Annotated in this window: 16 protein-coding genes; 10 read left to right on the top strand and 6 right to left on the bottom strand. The window is 65.8% G+C overall.

Annotation, left to right across the window (positions count from 1 at the left end; genetic code table 11):
• The first annotated feature begins 47 nt into the window (after positions 1-47).
• Positions 48-968, top strand: coding sequence for a hypothetical protein (locus VEC57_16545; GenBank protein ID HYC00744.1), 921 nt, complete (start codon positions 48-50; stop codon positions 966-968).
• Positions 969-1,137: 169 nt separating this feature from the next.
• On the opposite strand, the gene VEC57_16540 is transcribed toward VEC57_16545, so the two are convergent.
• The 3 genes from VEC57_16540 to VEC57_16530 form a co-directional block, all read right to left on the bottom strand.
• Positions 1,138-1,398, bottom strand: a complete 261-nt coding sequence (locus VEC57_16540) for a hypothetical protein (protein ID HYC00743.1) — start codon at positions 1,396-1,398, stop codon at positions 1,138-1,140.
• Between the two features lie 192 nt (positions 1,399-1,590).
• Positions 1,591-2,685 (bottom strand): ACR3 family arsenite efflux transporter, encoded by a 1,095-nt coding sequence (gene arsB, locus VEC57_16535; protein HYC00742.1) that lies wholly within the window; start codon positions 2,683-2,685, stop codon positions 1,591-1,593.
• Positions 2,682-3,047 carry a metalloregulator ArsR/SmtB family transcription factor gene (locus tag VEC57_16530; GenBank protein HYC00741.1) on the bottom strand — a complete coding sequence of 122 codons (366 nt, stop codon included), beginning with the start codon at positions 3,045-3,047 and terminating at the stop codon, positions 2,682-2,684. Before VEC57_16530 ends, arsB begins: the two co-directional genes overlap by 4 nt.
• A 32-nt stretch (positions 3,048-3,079) precedes the next feature.
• On the opposite strand from VEC57_16530, the gene VEC57_16525 reads away from it, so the two are divergent.
• The 4 genes from VEC57_16525 to VEC57_16510 all read left to right on the top strand — a co-directional run bounded on the left by VEC57_16525 (position 3,080) and on the right by VEC57_16510 (position 8,035).
• Positions 3,080-3,223, top strand: a complete 144-nt coding sequence (locus VEC57_16525; GenBank protein ID HYC00740.1) for a hypothetical protein — start codon at positions 3,080-3,082, stop codon at positions 3,221-3,223.
• A gap of 303 nt (positions 3,224-3,526) precedes the next feature.
• A complete protein-coding gene (locus VEC57_16520; GenBank protein ID HYC00739.1) occupies positions 3,527-4,735 on the top strand; it encodes a tyrosine-type recombinase/integrase in 1,209 nt (402 codons plus the stop codon).
• On the top strand, positions 4,732-5,457 hold the full coding sequence (locus VEC57_16515; GenBank protein ID HYC00738.1) for a hypothetical protein: 726 nt from the start codon (positions 4,732-4,734) through the stop codon (positions 5,455-5,457). The genes VEC57_16520 and VEC57_16515 overlap by 4 nt, the downstream gene beginning before the upstream one ends.
• Positions 5,458-6,253: 796 nt before the next feature.
• On the top strand, positions 6,254-8,035 hold the full coding sequence (locus VEC57_16510) for a DUF3631 domain-containing protein (protein ID HYC00737.1): 1,782 nt from the start codon (positions 6,254-6,256) through the stop codon (positions 8,033-8,035).
• Between the two features lie 32 nt (positions 8,036-8,067).
• On the opposite strand, the gene VEC57_16505 is transcribed toward VEC57_16510, so the two are convergent.
• Positions 8,068-8,916 (bottom strand): PDZ domain-containing protein, encoded by an 849-nt coding sequence (locus tag VEC57_16505; protein ID HYC00736.1) that lies wholly within the window; start codon positions 8,914-8,916, stop codon positions 8,068-8,070.
• Between the two features lie 703 nt (positions 8,917-9,619).
• On the opposite strand from VEC57_16505, the gene VEC57_16500 reads away from it, so the two are divergent.
• The 4 genes from VEC57_16500 to VEC57_16485 all read left to right on the top strand — a co-directional run bounded on the left by VEC57_16500 (position 9,620) and on the right by VEC57_16485 (position 14,188).
• Positions 9,620-10,867 carry an LLM class flavin-dependent oxidoreductase gene (locus VEC57_16500; GenBank protein ID HYC00735.1) on the top strand — a complete coding sequence of 416 codons (1,248 nt, stop codon included), beginning with the start codon at positions 9,620-9,622 and terminating at the stop codon, positions 10,865-10,867.
• 76 nt (positions 10,868-10,943) lie between these two features.
• Positions 10,944-11,327, top strand: coding sequence for a hypothetical protein (locus VEC57_16495; protein ID HYC00734.1), 384 nt, complete (start codon positions 10,944-10,946; stop codon positions 11,325-11,327).
• Positions 11,328-11,432: 105 nt separating this feature from the next.
• Positions 11,433-13,103: a hypothetical protein gene (locus VEC57_16490; protein ID HYC00733.1), complete on the top strand. Its 1,671-nt coding sequence runs from the start codon at positions 11,433-11,435 to the stop codon at positions 13,101-13,103.
• Positions 13,104-13,114: 11 nt separating this feature from the next.
• Complete coding sequence (locus VEC57_16485; protein ID HYC00732.1) at positions 13,115-14,188, top strand: metal ABC transporter substrate-binding protein; 1,074 nt, start codon at positions 13,115-13,117, stop codon at positions 14,186-14,188.
• 27 nt (positions 14,189-14,215) lie between these two features.
• Here the strand turns inward: VEC57_16485 and VEC57_16480 are convergent, their stop codons facing one another.
• A complete protein-coding gene (locus tag VEC57_16480) occupies positions 14,216-14,440 on the bottom strand; it encodes a tautomerase family protein (protein HYC00731.1) in 225 nt (74 codons plus the stop codon).
• Between the two features lie 93 nt (positions 14,441-14,533).
• Complete coding sequence (locus VEC57_16475; GenBank protein HYC00730.1) at positions 14,534-14,902, bottom strand: hypothetical protein; 369 nt, start codon at positions 14,900-14,902, stop codon at positions 14,534-14,536.
• Between the two features lie 149 nt (positions 14,903-15,051).
• Here VEC57_16475 and VEC57_16470 point away from each other — a divergent pair, with 149 nt between their 5' ends.
• Positions 15,052-16,713: a winged helix-turn-helix domain-containing protein gene (locus tag VEC57_16470; GenBank protein HYC00729.1), complete on the top strand. Its 1,662-nt coding sequence runs from the start codon at positions 15,052-15,054 to the stop codon at positions 16,711-16,713.
• The last annotated feature ends 21 nt before the right edge of the window (positions 16,714-16,734 follow it).

The following is a 16,734-nucleotide window of genomic DNA, read 5'->3' as shown; positions in this document are numbered from 1 at the left end:
CCGCCTTGCGTTGCCGAGGCGCAGGCGGCGCAGACATGGAGGCACCGATGCGCACAATCGCCCTGCTGATGGCCCTGCTTTGCACGGCCCCGGCCCATGCCAAGGTCGTCAACGTCGAGTTCAAGTTCACGCCTTTCATCGGCGACACCAAAAAGGATGAAGTCGAGACGGTGCCGGGGCGTGCCGTCGTGTACGTCAACGACATTCCGATTTCGGAGGACACGGTCGAGAAGCAGCAGGTGCCCGTGCTGTTCGACGAGCGCGAGGTGGCGCCGTCGGTGTGGGTCTCGATGGAGTCGTCGAAGTCGGTGGTGCGGCGCGGGAAGAACAAGTTCCGCGTCGAGTTCGTTCCCAACGACGAGAAAACGCCGTACAAGGCCGAGCTTCGCTGGGCCTCCGTCAACGACGAGGAGACCCGGACCGGCGACCTCGGCCACGGCACGATCACCAATCAGAGCGACGAGGGCGTCGACACCAGGCAGGCGAAGGGGAGGATCGTCCTGGAACGCGAATTCCAGGCCGATTTCGCCACCGAGCAGAAGTGGCATCACTATCCGCCAGTGGCTTCGCTGAGCGACGAGGACAAGAAGGAGCTCGCTTCGCTGGTGGCCGCGCGTGTGGACCTCTACAAGCCCGACTTCGACAAGCTCTACACGTTCCTGAAGCAGAACCCCGCGCTCGAGGCCGACGTGATGCGCAAGCAGAAGTGCCTCGAGAAGGCTTACGAGGCCGGCGTGCGCATCGCCGCCGTCGATGCCGCCAAGATGCAGTTCGCGACCACCGGCAGCGCGGCAGTGGTGGTGCGCGGACCCAAGGGCGGCCTCTACTATCCGCCCGACCCGGAGAAGTTCGGCAAGATCATGGGCGATGAGCTGCAGATGTGCGCGAGCGCAGCGCTCTACGTCGCCTTCCCGCCGCGGCTGCTGGTGGCCAAGGCGCCGAACGGAAGCTGGGAGGTCCTGCCGTGATCCGGTCGAGATCGACGATGTCTTTGCCGCGAAAGAACATCAGCTTGAAGACGCAGAACGCCTCCGCCGAGTAGAAACCAGACGGGCGCTCCGAAGATATCGTGCGGCTGGCCTGCCTGGCGTGCCTGCCAGGAGAAGTCGATGCTTGGAACGGACACATCCAGGCGGATCAGCGGCGCTCGCCGGCGGCGTCACGGCACTTCTGCCGCTCCCACTCCGAGGACAGGGTATTGCAGTCGGCAGCGGTACCACTCGCGCGTGCGCGACACTCCTCCCGCCGCGCACGGTCCTCGATGAATGTACAGTCGCCCGGGTTCCTGCTCTCTCGCGCGCGGCAGTCGGCGCGCTCGGCGGGGTTCTGGATGGTCCAGCATGCGGTGTCGGCCGATGCGCGAAGGGGCGACAGCGACGCGAGTAGCGCCACGATCACGGATACGACGTGGGGAGCGAGCGGTTCGCCGGTCATCGGCGCCACAGTGGAAGCGTTTCGCGGCGACCGCAACACAGGCCGACGTCGTTGCGCATCACACGGCGGTGCGGCTCCAGCCGTTCGAGGCTCTCAAATCCGCCACGCGGGCACCTATCTCGTCGCGGATGCTGCGCACGGCTTCGCCGGCCGCCTCTACCTTCGCGCCGCCGGCGCAGCATTCGGATAGAACCGACGCTGAAACCACAGCGCCACGCTCACCAGAGCAATCATGACGGGAACCTCGACCAGCGGCCCGATGACGGCGGCGAAGGCTGCCCCGTGATGAATGCCAAAGGTGGCCACCGCAACCGCGATGGCCAGCTCGAAGTTGTTCGACGCGGCGGTGAAGGACAGGGTCGCCGACTGCGGATAGGTGGCGCCGACGGCGCGGCTCATGAAGAACGCGAAGACGAACATCGCCACGAAGTAGAGAAGCAGCGGGACGGCGATACGCACGACGTCCAGCGGCAGCTGCACGATCGTCTCGCCCTTGAGCGAGAACATGACGACGATGGTGAAGAGCAGCGCGATGAGCGTGATCGGGCTGATCTTCGAGATGAACTCGCGCTGGTACCACTGCTCGCCCCGCGCCCGCACCAGCGCCACGCGCGTTGCCAGGCCGGCCAGGAACGGGATACCGAGGTAGAGGAACACGCTCTGCGCGATCTCCGCGAGCGTGACCTTGACCGCGACTCCCTGCAGTCCCAGCCATCCGGGCAGCACGGTCATGAACACATACGCGTAGACGGAGAAGAACAGGATTTGGAAAACGGAGTTGAACGCCACCAGCCCGGCGCAGTACTCGGGGTCTCCCCTCGCCAGATCGTTCCACACCAGTACCATCGCGATGCAGCGCGCCAGGCCGATCATGATCAGACCCGCCATGTACTCGGGCTTGTCGGGCAGGAAGATCACGGCCAGCGCGAACATGAGGAGCGGCCCGACGACCCAGTTCTGCACGAGCGACAACCCGAGCACGCGCCAGTCGCGGAACACGCTGCCGAGGTCTTCGTAGCGAACCTTGGCCAGCGGCGGGTACATCATCAGGATCAGACCGATCGCGATGGGCACCGACGTCGTGCCGACACTGAGCTCGTTCAGAAGGACGTCGATCCCGGGAAGGAAGTACCCGCCCCCGATGCCGGCAGCCATCGCCAGGAAGATCCAGACGGTAAGGTACCTGTCCAGGAAGCCGAGACGAGCCGGCGCCGGCTCGATGACGGCGGCGGTCGACACTGCCCGTGTCATCGGCACGCTCCGGGCCCGCGAACCTTGAGCAGACGCTTGACGTCCTCGCGCAGCACCGTGCGCCTGGCGAATCCGGCCACCAGCGCTTCCAGCTGCTGCCTGCACGCCGGATCGGCTTGCCGCGTCAAGCCGTAGTAGACCCACGAACCTTCGCGTCGGGTGTCGACGACTCCGGCGTTGCGAAGGACGGCGAGATGCCGGGATGCCGCCGGCTGAGACAGGCCCAGAGCCGCTTCCAGATGGCAGACGCACAGCTCGCCGTGCGACAGCAGTGCGACGATGCGAATCCGCGTTTCGTCGGCGAGCGCTTTGAACAGACGCGAGACGGGGCGGACGTCGAGTTGGGCGGCGGCGTTTGGCATACCGACATACGCATATCTATATGTCCTTATCCGTGCAAGCACGGGACATGGGCTGCGGCAGCACGGGCTGCGGCAGCACGGGCTGCGGCAGCGCGGGCGGCGGCAGTGCGGGCGGCGGCAGTGCGGGCGGCGCAGACAGCGCGAGCGTCACCATCGGCGGTCACATGCTGTTTTAGACGATGGGCGGTTTTGGTCGTCATCGCGCCGAAGGTAGGTAGCCTCAAGCAGACCGACGGCTGAGGTGACTCCATGAGGTTCGGCGTCTCGCTCGAAGAGTAGCTGTAGCCGTCATCCGGTGTCACTCGGCCGCACGGTAACACCACATCAAACGCCTTGTTTTACGCTGCGCAGTCGCAGCGCCGTGCAACGCGGCGTCATCAGAACCAACCTATGCGTAATCCCTTGTCACCATCCTAGAGGTGTGACATGGGGTGTAACTCGACGTTGCATCTTCGGTGCAACAGTTCGGGAGGCACACCATGCAGACCACGATCACGAAGGAAGTAGCGGAGGCAGTTAGAGCCGGACAGCTCGTGATGGACACGCAGGTCCGCGGCTTCGGCGTTCGCGGCACGACCGCAGGTGCGTCCTACGTCGTTCGCTACAAGTACCGACGGCAGCCACGGCTGATGGTGCTCGGGCGCGTCGGAGAGGTGACGGTGACACAGGCTCGGCGCCTGGCGCTCGGTGTCCGCGGCGACCTGGCGGCGGGCATCGACCCATTGGCCGAACGAGCGGCCGAGGTAGCCCGCGAGGCAGCAGCACGAGCCGCGGAGGCTGCTGCTGCGCGCCTTCTCACCGTGGCCGAGTACATCAAGGTCTACAAGGCAACTGCCGGCAAGCGGAAAAAGCCCGGCAGCCAACGCGCCGACGAGAACATCCTCAGCAAGCACGTGATTCCGAAACTTGGCGATGTTCGGATTGCGGACCTGAGCCGTGCCGACGTCGCCCGACTCCACGCCTCGATGGCCGAGATCCCGTATCGGGCCAACCGGGTTCTCGCGCTGATCAGCCATCTCTGCTCGCAGGCCGAGAAGACTGGCTATCGACCAATGGGGTCTCCGAATCCTGCGAGAGGAGTCGATAGGTATCCCGAGATCGCAAGGAAGCGATTCCTCTCCCCGCCCGAGCACGCCGCGCTATGGCGCGTACTGTGCGAGATGGAGGGAGGGAAGTACCGCGATAGTGCGCAGGCGCTCAAGCTGCTCGTCCTGACGGGGTGCCGGAAATCCGAGATCGTTTCGCTCGCGTGGGCCGAGGTTGACGTCGATGGCGCGTGCCTAAATCTCGCCGACAGCAAGACCGGACGCCGGATGATACCGCTGGCGGCTGAGGCCGCCGCTGTCCTCGCGGGGCGACTCTCCGAACGTCGGTGCGCTTGGGTCTTTCCCAACGACACCAGCGACGGCCCCCGCGCCAGTATCGAGACGGCATGGCTGCGGGCGCGTGCCGCCGCGAAGCTCGACGGGGTTCACGTTCACGACCTTCGGCACAGCTTCGCCGCCGCCGGAGTCGCGGCGGGGTTGTCGCTCGTGCAGATCGGCGAGTTGCTGGGACACCGGCAGGCGCAGACGACGCTGCGCTACAGCCATGTCAGTGCGCAAGTTGCTCGCGGTGCGGCCGACATCGTGGGGGCACGGCTTGGCGAGATCATCGCGGCTGCTGACGGACTGCGGATGGTCAAATGACGCTTGAGGAAGGCCAACAAATTCTCGCGGCGGCCGGAATCGATGATACGGATGGCTCGACTACGAGGAGCGAGCAACTCTGCTTCTTCGCAATGGCGTACGAGCGGGAGAAGGCGCTTTTCTGTCTACCGCAAAAACCTCGGCGTACCGATCCTCTCGTACTGGCGTTGAAACGGTTGGATGAGCTTCGCGCCCTGTTCGATGACCCGCTGCCACGGTACTACTTGGCTGGGGCGATGTTCGTACGCGAACAGGAATGCTGCGAGACCAGGGACAGGATATTAGATTGGATCGTTCGCACGACCGCCCGGCACGAGAATGCAGATCTTCGTGTCCGGCCGGGCAATGAGTTTGAGCATGCGCTCGGTGTCCTTCGGGAGATCGTGGAAAGCGCGCGCTTTCTCGCTGCTGAACACAACGAGCGCCGCGGTACCAGCAAGGGGTTCGTCGCTGAGCGCTTCGCCGTGTACAGGCTGGCGGTGCTTTGGAAAGACGTCAAAGGCAAAGCACCCACATTCACAACGTCTACTGACGGGAAAGCCACTACGGGCCGAACTGGGTTCAACGCCTTTGCGTTCAACTTCCTTGAAGCCCAGCGCGCCCAGGTGAACGCGGAGTTCGTGCGCGACACCCTCAAGCCTCTCCGCGGGGAAGGCGACGACTTCTGGGAGACCATGCGTGTCGGCCTTCGCATCCGCGATCGACTCGCCCATCACTTCTGAAAATGCCGGGCCTGCAAAGGGGGCCCCGGCTGCAACGACGACAGCAAATCCCCTTTGGCACTCCGGACGATCCGGCCGCACTCTAGGTCATCAAGACTGACTGGAGGTGTGTCCGATGCATCCGCAATTCCCCCACGCTGTCGATCTGCGCAGTCTACCGATGGACGCGACCATTTCGCTGGTCGAGCCCGCGGACACGCTGCGCCGACCCCGCGGGTCGTTCCGCAACGAAGTATGCCGAGGGCGGGCACCCCGGTCACTCAGGTTCGGCCGCTCCGTGCGATTCCGTGTCGCTGACGTACTGGTCTGGCTGGATTCGCTCGCCAAGGACTGAAAACGCAAGAGGCCCACCGTCGCCGGAGAGCCTCTTGCCATGACGTCACGTCTGCCTCTGTTCCACGGACAGCGTAACGAAACGGCGGTTTGCGGCAACTCCAACGACGGCTCCGACCCCAGAGGAGTCGATCATGACCGATAGCAGTTCATCCCCTGTAGCGCCGAAAGTGTGCTCGCGTTGCCACATCCCTAAGTCGCGAGCCGACTTCGGCCCTAAGAGCCACCATTCCGACGGCTTGGCCTCAGAGTGCCGCGCTTGTGCCCGCAAAGCAGACCGCGCGAGGCCACGCCGCCGCCGACAGTCCGCTGGCGTCAAGGTGGTGGGCTCGCCGCTTCCATCGTTGGTGGCTGCTGTCACGGTGATCGGGGCCGCAGTTCGAGCCGCGGATCTGGATGCCGCAATGCTCAGAGCCGTTCGGAGCGCGATTTGGGCGTTGCAGCGGCATTTCGCGAGGACGCGATGAGCACCGGCACCGTTTGTCACGAACGGAAACAGGACACGCAGGACAGCCCGAAGACAGGCAACCGAGCCGAACTCCACGGCAACATTCCGCCCAATCTTGCAGGAAGCGACGCGCGTAGGCCCGCTATGGAGCCACCCGTCCAGTCCCGGGGGCAGAGCCACGAGAGCACGCGCCGAGGCAGCAATGTATGCGGGGAGTCGTCGAGTGCCGACCCGTCAGCCATCGATGCGAAGAGCGCCGCAGGGGACGATCCGTTGGTCCTGCTCGCGGCGCGGTGCGTAACCGCGCCGGCACTCCTTCCGAGTCTCATCGAACGTTCCAAAACGTTGTCGCGACTCGCCTACGATCAAAAACGCCTCGCCCTCGCCAAAGCCGCCGGAGTGCGAGTAGCTACGCTGGATCTGGAAGTCTTGGGCAACAAGGCCGAGGCGGAAGCTACCCCCTCCGGCCTAATCAACGTCGAACCGTGCGAAACGACTGTGGACGGTGCGGAGCTGCTCGCTCAGCTTGCCGACTTCTTGAGCCGCTTCGTTGATGCCCCAGCCCACTATCACGACACCGTGGCCCTTCATCTCATGTTCGGGCACGCCCTCGACGCCTTCACGATCGCGCCGCGCCTGTTCGTCACTTCTCCTGAGAAACGTTGCGGGAAATCGTTGCTGTTAGAAGTAATCGCAAGCCTAAGTCAACGTCCGCTTCTCGCGGCCCAGGTGACGGACGCGTTACTGCCGCGCATCATCGAACGATTCGCACCAACCGTGATCCTCGACGAGATCGACACCTACAACCTGCGCGAACGCGAAGGCTTGGCAGGAATCCTGAATAGCGGACATCGCCGCAGCGGTGCCTACTCGTGGAAAATTGTCGGGGAGAACTTCGACCCAAAATCCTTCTCAACGTGGGCAACATACATCTTCGGTGGAATCGCTGGGAAGATGCCGGAGACCACGCTTGATCGCTGCATCGTCCTGCAGATGGGGCGGAAGCCGCAAGGCCGAAATGTTGAACGCTTCGGGCGGCGCCATGAATCGGAGGCACGTGCGCTCGCCGCGAAGGCCGCACGCTGGGCTATGGACTCCATGTCGCTGCTACGTGAGATCGACGAACGAGACGACGACGACGAGGGCCTGGCGGGCATTTCAGGAGACCGTGCGCGGGACAACTGGCGGCCGCTGCTGGCGATCGCAGAATTGGCCGGTGGTGGCTGGGTGCGTCGTGCGCGAACGGCAGCAAGCCAGCTGTCGGGTTCCGAGCCCGAGCCCGAATCAGCCGGACCGATGCTCCTACGCGATCTTGCGGCGATCTTCGCAGAAGCAGGGCCGGGAACGAAAGCTCTGCGATCATCACAGATTGTCGAGCGTCTACTATCGGCGGACTTTGCCGAACGGCCCTGGCGCGACTGGCGAAGGAGTAAGCCGATCGACGAACGGGGACTGGCAAAGCTTCTCAAGCAATACGGCGTTTCCTCGCGCAACGTTCCGACGTTAGGGGAACAGGGGAAGGGATACGAATTCGCGGACCTTCAAGACGCGGTCGAGCGGTATGCGGTTACGCGAGCAACGCCTCCGTCCGACCGTCCCAACGTCCCAACGGCATCAATCGTGGGAGACGAGCGGGACGGCAGGGCTACGGAGACCCGTCCCATGAACCACGGCGTCCCATTGAATAGCAACGTTTACGGCCGCTGGGACCCTGTGACGGCTGAGAATAGGGTGACAAACGCGGGCCTTTCCGCGGACGGCACTCAGGTTGGCGTGGGCGACGAGGACGCCTGGTGAAACTACCGGAGCTCCCTAACCCTCCTACAGCTTCACTGTTGACGAAGTTTCGCTCGAACCAAATGCTCCTCGCCACGACGGACATAGCGAAGATCGACCTCGCTACCCGTATTGGCGGCAAGAGCCTCAGTGAAGCTACGTTGTCCGGTGACCTCACGATCGCCGAGACGAATGATAACGTCCCCGCGCACCAAGTTCGCAGCACGGGCGGGACTGTCATTCAATACGAACTGCACCATCGCACCGGATGACCGACCGAGAGCAGCGGTTTGGTCCGACGGGATGTCTACAACGAGCACGCCGAGTCGCGGGGGGCGCATCTTGGTCCAATAGGTCGCACCGTACTCGTAGCGAGGAGCTGCGTAAGGAATAGCCGTTACGACGGTAGCGGAACCGTAGGTCTGTGACGTCCCGCTGTAGTGTCCAGATAGTCCATAACCGTAGGGACCAGTTTGAAAGCTTCCCCTGTGGTTGGTCGTCGATCTCTGTGGAAGGCGTTGTACCAATGGGACCACGCCGTTGACCGTGTGGCTATACTGCGAATACAGAACAACGAGGTGCGCTCCGATACTCTTCGCGACACTGAGCGCGCCACGCGTGCTCACGGAACCGGCATTGAACGAGGAGTGACCGACCTGCCAGTACCCAGCCTCGATGAGAGCCAGGCGGTCTGACTCGATAGCTTCGGGAGTCAACCCAGATCCGGAGAGGACTACCGGTTCCTTCGGAGCCGCTGCGACCGGCCCCGACAAGATCTGCTCCCGGTCCAGGCCTTGGTAAAACTTCTTGTATGGGTTGGTACACGACGCCAGCAGCATCGAGACCATCAAGGCGAAATATCGGAGGTGACAGTTCATGCGTTTTCCCACCGTTGCTTTCATGCCCTACTAAGGTAGCGAGCCTCAACCCTAACCGTGCTCCAGCATTAACGCCCCCCGAGGGCACCGGGAAGCGGTTAGGTCGGTCACATTCGTCGAACGCTTTTGTCGGCAGTGTTGAGGGTTCGAGACCCTCTCAGTGCCGCTCCGGCATCGGGCTGGCTCGCCGACGCACGGCCTCAGCACCCGCGTCCTAGGCTGCCCTACGATTTCGCGACAACCCACCGCCTTTTGCCCCTCCGGCTGTGACCTCCGAACCATGGGCCTGCGCGCGACGTAGGGCAGTCGGTTCGGCCGAGCGACCGAGCGCGTTATGCACGGTTGAACGTCTTGAACCTAGCCGTCGCGCTGCCTGCCCTGTTCTGAAAAAATTTCGGTGCTCGGGTTGGTCCATCAGGGAGGGTAGGCCCTGGGTGGGTTCCGACTCGCGGGGACTCCACGATAGCCAACTGCGGATGGTCGGAGTCAGCCAGAGGTCTGCAAGGCCGACCGGCCCCCGCCTCATCGTCCGTGGCGGGCATGTTCCATTGGCGCGAGGTAAACGACTCCGCAATGCTCCTGGCGAGCGCGACGTCCAAAGCCCTTGCCAAGCACGGGAGTGTGACTCCGAGTGTAACTCCGCCCTTCGGGTTCTCTCGCAGAATACGCCTCGTGGTCCAAAGTAGCTGATTGTGCTTGTTTTTCGTCGCCACCAGAAGGACTAACCATGAGATTCGGCGTCTTCTACGAGCTCCAGATCCCCAAGCCCTGGGACGAGCAGTCCGAGCGGCGCATCGTCACCGAGGCGCTCGAGCAGGTGGAGCTCGCCGACCGGCTCGGCTTCGACTACGCCTGGTGCGTCGAGCATCACTTCCTCGACGAGTACTCCCACTGCTCGGCGCCGGAGGTCTTCCTGGCCGCCGCTGCAGCCCGGACCAGGAACATCCGCCTCGGCCACGGCATTCGTCAGGTCATTCCCAACTACAATCATCCCGCGCGCACCGCCGAAGGGCTCGGCATGCTCGATCTCATCTCGGGCGGACGCCTCGACTTCGGCATCGGGGAGGGCGCGACGCGGCTGGAGCTCGGCGGCTTCCTCATTCCGGCCAAGGAAAAGCGCGCGATGGCGCTGGAGGCGGCCGAGCAGATCGCCAACATGATGGTGCTCTCGCCGTATCCGGGGTTCGAGGGGCAGTACTTCCAGATGCCGTGCCGCAACGTGCTGCCCAAGCCCGTGCAGAAACCGCATCCGCCGATGTGGATGGCATGCACGAACCGCGACACGATCCGCGTGGCCGCCCGCAACGGCCTCGGCGCGCTCGCCTTCGCCTTCGTGGACCCCGAGGAAGCGCGCACGTGGAGCTCGATCTACTACGACATCATCCGCAGCGACGAATGCGTGCCGCTCGGGCACAGCGTCAATGCCAACCTCGCGATGGTCTCGGCCTTCTCCATCCACCATGACCGCGCCGAAGCGATCCGGCGCGGGCAGGAAGGGTTCGAGTTCTTCTTCTATGCCGTCAATGCGCTCGTGGCGCAGGACGCACTTCCGGGGCGCTCGCGGCTGTGGGACAGCTTTCGCGAAATGCGCGGCGACCGCACCGAGCAGTTGATCGCGGCGGCCGAGGATCCGGGGTACCACGGCTCGGGCATCGGCACGCCGGACGACATGCGCCGCCATCTGCGCGAATATCAGGAAGCCGGCGTCGATCAGGTGATCTTCCTGCAGCAGGCCGGCCACAACCGCCACGAGCACATCTGCCAGTCGCTCGAGCTCTTCGCGGCCGAGGTTCTCGAAGAGTTCCAGCGTCAGGCGCCCGGGCGCGAGGCCAGGAAGCGCCAGGATCTCGCCCCCTTCATCGACGGGGCACTGCGCCGCAAGAAGTGGATGGAGCCGCTCGCGGAAGACGAGATCCCGGTCGTGAAGGCCTCGCGAGCCAGAGCGGAGGTCAATCAGGCCGTGCTGGAGCGCTGACGAGCGCACCGGCCAGGGCGCGGCTCGCGCATTTGACCGATGCCGTGAGCGCTGCTCTTATCCCCCGGTCCCGCACATGACGGTCCTGCGCACCAGCTTCTCACGCCGCCTGCGACAGCTTGCCGCCTCCCTCGGCCTGCTCGCGATGACGGTGCAGGCCGGTCTTCCTGCGCTTCACGTCGAGCATCAACGACATTCGGCTCCGGCTGCGGCCTCCACCGACGCCGCCGGCGCATGGCAGGCGCACCACGCCGCGACCGAGCATGGCTCACGACACGACGACGGATCGTGCGCCGTCTGCCGCATCTCCGCCCACTCGAAGTCGCTCGGCGCACCGACGTGCACCTCGACGCCAGTGCCGCACGTCGCTTCGCAGACGCTGCGACACGTCAGCCGCAGCGCGCGCTCGCAGATCGCGGCACGCTGCGGAACTCCCCGCGCCCCGCCCTTCCACGCCTGACACGAACTCGTCCGCTTTTTTGCACATCGGCCGAGCCTGATCGCGCTGCGCGCGCTGCACGCGGCTGGCCGGGGTTCGGCCCCTTCGTTCGATCAGGAGTGTTTCATGATTCGCCCGCTTTCGATGGGTCGGCGCCGCGTGGCGCGTCCCGTCTCATCGCTGCTTTCCATCATCCTCCTTTGTTCCGTCGCCGGCCTTGCGACGGCCGGTGACGACCCGCGCGCGGAGCTGCAACGGCTGCGGCAGGAGGTAGACACGCTTCGCCGTCGCGACGAAGAGAATCGCCAGCGCATGGCCGAGCTGGAACGGATGCTGCGCGTCCTCATGGACGGCCGCACGCCGGCCGCGGCGGCAGGTCGTGCATCGGGGACGGCGGACGATGCGGCAGTCGCCTCGGAGGCGAGCGAGCCTGCCGCTCCTGCTGCGGCTCAGGCGCTGGATCGAGCCCTCGCGGAAACCGGTGGCCTCGCCCGGCCTGCAACCGCACCGCAGGCAGCGCCGCTCTCGGCTCGCGAGCCGACCGTCGTGGATGCGCCGGCGCCGCCGGGCGATGTCGCCTCGGCAGGCGTCGGCACTGCAGCGCGCGCGCGTCTGATCGACATCGCGCTGTCGACGCTGGTGGCCGGCGGCGGCTCCTCCGTCGGCGATCATGCGCTCGAAGTGCTGCAGGGCGGCGCCCACGATCCAAACCAGAACGGCTTTACGCTGCAGCAGGCCGAGCTCTCCCTGACCGGCGCCGTCGATCCGTACTTCGCCGGCGAGGCGCACATCGTCGCCTCCACCCACGGCGTCGAGCTGGAGGAGGCCTTCCTCGTGACGACCGGCCTGCCGCTCGGCCTGCAGCTCGAGGCCGGCTACTCCCTCACCGAGTTCGGCCTCATCAATCCGACGCACGCGCACGCCTGGGACTGGATGGACCAGCCGGTGGCGATGACGCGCATGTTCGGCGGCGAAGGTCAGCGCGCTCCGGGCCTGAGGCTGGGATGGCTGATGCCGACGCCGTTCTTCTCCGAGCTGCACGTGGGCATCCAGAACGCCGACGAAGGCGAATTCACGCCCAGCTTCATCGGCGAGGAAGGCATCGGGGGCCGGCCGCACGTCAAGCGCGACGTCGACGGCCTCGACGACATGCTGTGGCTGGCGCGCTGGAACACCTCCTGGGATCTGTCGCAGACGAGCGCGCTGCTGCTCGGCGCCAGCACGCTGTACGGGCCCAATGCCACCGGCCCCGACGGCCATACCTGGATTTACGGCGCCGATGCCAAGGTGCGCTGGCGCGCGCCGGACAACTTCCGGGGCTGGCCGTTCTTCCTGTGGCAGACCGAGATCGTCCGCCGCCACTACCACGCCGATCCGTTCCTGGCCGGCACCGATGTCGGCGGCGACGACGGCGACGGTCACGGCCATGGCGAAGAGGAGGAGCACGAGGAGCCGTTCCCGAACGATCTGCATGCCTCGACGCTGCGCGACACCGCCCTGTACACGCAGCTCCTCTACGGGTTCCGCTACGGCTGGGCGGCCGGCCTTCGCTACGAGTGGGCCGGCGGCAGCGGCGCCAGCATCGCCGAAGGGATGTTCGCCGACCGCGGTCAGGATCCCCTGCGCGACGACCGCCACCGCATCTCTCCGCTGCTGGTCTGGCATCCAACGGAGTTTTCGCGCCTTCGCCTGCAGTACAACTACGACCGCGCCGACCATCTCCAGGACGGCGACGCGCACACGATCTGGATCGGCGCCGAAGTGCTCTACGGCAAGCACGCGGCGCACAAGTACTGAGGAGGAGCGCCATGCAACGACAGGCACGCTCCACCTCCTGCCGCGCCGCGATCGCGGTCCTGGCATCGGTGCTCGTTTCAGCCACGGCCTCGGCCGCGCCGCCCGTGCGCGTCTTCGTCACCACCACGGACCTTGGCGACCTCACGCGCCAGGTCGGCGGCGACCGCGTCACCGTCTCCGAAATGGTGCGCGGCCGCGACGACGCCCACTTCGCCGAAGCGCGGCCGAGCTTCATCAAGCTGCTTTCGGAGGCGGATCTGTTCGTGCAGGTCGGGCTCGACCTCGAGGTCGGCTACGTCCCGGTGCTGCTGCAGAACGCGCGCAATGCACGCGTCCTTCCCGGCGCGCCCGGCTTCGTCGATGCCTCCACGGCCATCGTGCCGCTCGACATCGCCACCTCCGACGTGGACCGCTCCATGGGCGACGTGCACGTGGCCGGAAGCCCGCACTATCTGCTCGACCCGGTGCGTGGGCTCGAGGTCGCGTCCCTGCTCGCGCGCAAGCTGAGCGAGCAGCGGCCCGAGGATCAGGCCTACTTCCAGGAGCGGCTCGGGCGCCTGCGCCAGCGTCTGGCGACGGCGCTGGTGGGCGAGACGCTGGCGGCCAAGTACGATGCCTTCAAGCTGGCGGTGCTGCACGAGCGCGGCGCGCTCGGCGATTTCCTGGCCCAGCAGGGCGACCGCGCGTCGCTCTCCGGGTGGCTGGGGGCGCTGCTGCCGTTCCACGGCACCAAGGTCGTCGACGATCACGCGATGTGGACGTACTTCGCGCGCCGCTTCGGCCTGGTTGTCGTCGATCATCTGGAGCCGAAGCCGGGCATTCCGCCGACGACGACGCACCTGCGAAAGGTCATCGACCGCATGAAGGAACATCGCATTCGGCTGATCTTCGCGTCGCCGTACTACGATCCGCGCCATGCCACGGTCGTCTCCGGCGCTACCGGCGCGCGCATCGTGCCGCTCGCGCATCAGACCGGCAGCCGCGACGGCACCGGCGACTACGTCTCCATGCTCGACTACAACGTGCGCACGATTGCCGAGGCACTGGCGGCTTCGTGGTCAGGTGCCGCGACGTCGGTCGATTGACGTCGCAGCACCCGCCGCCGTTCCGGTTCAGGCGGCTTTGCCGGCCGCCATGGCGTGCACGTCGGCTGCGCGAAGCGCCTTGCCGCCGATGGCCCAGTCGCCGCCTTCGAACTCCTGGATGCGCACCCACGTCACGGGGCGCATGCTCTCGCCTTCGACGGCGATCATCGCTTCGGTGACCTTGTCGATGAGGTCGCGCTTCTGGCTGTCGGTGAAAACGTCCTTGATCACGTCAATGGTAACCAGTGGCATTGTCTGCAGCTCCTTTGCGTTGCCGTCGCCGGCGATCGGCGACGTGGTTGGGGCCACCAGCGGTGGCGGATCGGATGAAGGATTCGCAGCGCGCTACACCGCCGCGAGCTTGGCATTGAGATGATCGATCACTGCGCCCATCGGCCCGCTCGGGCTGAACTCGACGGCCTCGTAATCCTCTTCGACCCAGACCGTGTGGCCCGGCGGCCAGTAGTAGACGTCGCCGGCCCGCACGTGCTCGCGCGTGCCGTCGGCGTAGCGGACATGGATCGAACCCTGCAGAACCGTTCCCCAGTGCGGACACTGACAGAGGTCCTGCGGCATTCCCTCGAGCAGAGGCGTCGCATCGGCTCCCTTCGGGAAACGGATGCGCGCCACGTTCCAGTCGGCCCAATCCTGCGCCTGGATGCAGACCCCTCCCGCACCCAGACGCGTCGGCAGCTCGGTTCGTTCCTGTTTCACGATGCGCTCCTCTTCCTGGCTGTCGCGCCGGAACCGCTCCGGCACCGTGGTATCGGTGTAGCCGAACAGCGTCCGTTCAAGCTTGGAGAGGTCCTGGAGAAAGCCTGGAGATTCGTGGGAGCGGCGCAGAGGATGCGGTATCGTCGCGCATGATCTACCGCTTCGGCCAGTTCGAGCTCGACACCGCCGCCGTCGAGTTGCGCGCCGCCGGACAGGCGCGGCCGCTGGAGCCGCAGGTCTTCCGTCTGCTCGCCCTCCTCCTGGAGAACCATGAACGAATGGTTTCCAAGGACGAGCTGATCGAGAAGGTCTGGGACGGGCGGGCGATCTCGGATGCCGCCCTATCCAGTCGCATCAAGTCGGCGCGCCGCGCCCTCGGCGACGACGGCAAGGCGCAGCGACTCATCAAGACGCTGCACGGGCGCGGGTTCCGCTTCGTCGGCGATGTGCGCGCGGAGAGGCAGGGCGGATCGGTGGACGCGGTCGCCGACGCGACAGCCGGCGTCGCCTCAACCGCCGCTGCGACGGCCGCTGGCGACGCGTTGGCAGCAGGCGCCCGTGCAGTAGCGAGCGCAGCCAGCACGGACGAAGCGGCAACCGGCGATTCGCCTGCGACCGCACACGCATCGCGGCCGTCGATTGCGGTGCTTCCCTTTCGTTTCCTCGGATCGCCGGGCGCTTACGAGCCGCTGGCGGAGGCGATCCCGCACGAGCTGATCGCCGAGTTGTCTCGCATGCGATGGCTCTTCGTCATTGCGCGCGCGTCGTCGTTCCGGCTGCGCGGCAACGAGGACGCCGGCGAGATCCGCCGCCTGCTCGGTGCACGCTACGTGCTGTCGGGAACGCTGGAGCTGGCCCGCCGCGCGCATCTGGCCGTGCGTGTGGAGCTCACCGATACCGTCGATGGCGGCGTCGTCTGGGCCGAGGAGCTGCTGGCCCCGCTCGATGACGTCCATGCGATGCGGGCACGACTCGCCTCCTGTGTGGTGACTGCGCTGGAGATCCGCATTCCGCTGCACGAGGCCGAGAAGGCGCGCCTGGCCGTCAGCGAGCATCTCGATGCCTGGTTGTCCTATCACCTGGGTCTGCAGCACATGTATCGCTTCAACAAGCGCGACAACCAGATCGCTGCCGCGCTGTTCGCGCAGGCCATCACGCGTGATCCCGGCTTTGCGCGCGCCCACGGCGGTCTGTCGTTCGTGCATTTCCAGACGGCGTTCCTGCGCCATACGGAGAACCTGGAAGGCGAGCGGGCGCTGGCACGCCAGTTCGCCGAGCGCGCCGTCGAGCTCGATCCGCTCGACCCGTTCGTCAACTTCACGATGGGACGCACGTACTGGCTCGACGGCGATCTCGACCGCAGCCGCGGCTGGCTGGAGCGGGCCGTGGCGATGAGCCCCAACTATGCCCAGGGCATCTATGCGCTCGGGTGGACGGATTCGCTTGCAGGGCACGGGCTCGAAGGCCGCGCACACGTCGACATGGCCATGCGGCTGAGCCCGCTCGATCCGCTCTTCTACGCGATGCTCGGCACCCGATCGTTCAGCCACATGGTGCGCGGCGAGGATGCGGAAGCGGCGACGTGGGCCGAGCGCGCTGCCCGCGCTCCCGGCGCGCACGTGCTGATCCCGATGATCGCCGTGGCAGCGCACGGCCTGGCGGGCAACGACGCACGCGCGGCGTACTGGGCCGGCGACGTGCGCGCCCGCAACGCGGCATTGACGCGCGCGGATTTCTTCCGCGCGTTTCCAATGCAGCATGAAGCCGCCAGAGAGCGGGTAGCGCACGCGCTGGAGCGCCGCGGCTTCTGAGACGGCCGGCGTACTCGGGAA

The sequence above is a fragment of the Candidatus Limnocylindrales bacterium genome (genome assembly GCA_035626395.1).
Classification (GTDB): Bacteria; Desulfobacterota; Binatia; order UBA1149; family CAITLU01; genus DASPNH01.
This window is presented reverse-complemented; position numbering and strand designations above follow the sequence as displayed.

What these genes read in the sequence shown, in the direction of transcription:
- VEC57_16545 (HYC00744.1), top strand. Translation starts at nt 48, where the DNA reads ATGCGCACAATCGCCCTGCTGATGGCCCTGCTTTGCACGGCCCCGGCC.
- arsB (HYC00742.1), bottom strand. Translation starts at nt 2,685, where the DNA reads ATGACACGGGCAGTGTCGACCGCCGCCGTCATCGAGCCGGCGCCGGCT.
- VEC57_16530 (HYC00741.1), bottom strand. Translation starts at nt 3,047, where the DNA reads ATGCCAAACGCCGCCGCCCAACTCGACGTCCGCCCCGTCTCGCGTCTG.
- VEC57_16520 (HYC00739.1), top strand. Translation starts at nt 3,527, where the DNA reads ATGCAGACCACGATCACGAAGGAAGTAGCGGAGGCAGTTAGAGCCGGA.
- VEC57_16515 (HYC00738.1), top strand. Translation starts at nt 4,732, where the DNA reads ATGACGCTTGAGGAAGGCCAACAAATTCTCGCGGCGGCCGGAATCGAT.
- VEC57_16510 (HYC00737.1), top strand. Translation starts at nt 6,254, where the DNA reads ATGAGCACCGGCACCGTTTGTCACGAACGGAAACAGGACACGCAGGAC.
- VEC57_16505 (HYC00736.1), bottom strand. Translation starts at nt 8,916, where the DNA reads ATGAAAGCAACGGTGGGAAAACGCATGAACTGTCACCTCCGATATTTC.
- VEC57_16500 (HYC00735.1), top strand. Translation starts at nt 9,620, where the DNA reads ATGAGATTCGGCGTCTTCTACGAGCTCCAGATCCCCAAGCCCTGGGAC.
- VEC57_16495 (HYC00734.1), top strand. Translation starts at nt 10,944, where the DNA reads ATGACGGTCCTGCGCACCAGCTTCTCACGCCGCCTGCGACAGCTTGCC.
- VEC57_16490 (HYC00733.1), top strand. Translation starts at nt 11,433, where the DNA reads ATGATTCGCCCGCTTTCGATGGGTCGGCGCCGCGTGGCGCGTCCCGTC.
- VEC57_16485 (HYC00732.1), top strand. Translation starts at nt 13,115, where the DNA reads ATGCAACGACAGGCACGCTCCACCTCCTGCCGCGCCGCGATCGCGGTC.
- VEC57_16480 (HYC00731.1), bottom strand. Translation starts at nt 14,440, where the DNA reads ATGCCACTGGTTACCATTGACGTGATCAAGGACGTTTTCACCGACAGC.
- VEC57_16470 (HYC00729.1), top strand. Translation starts at nt 15,052, where the DNA reads ATGATCTACCGCTTCGGCCAGTTCGAGCTCGACACCGCCGCCGTCGAG.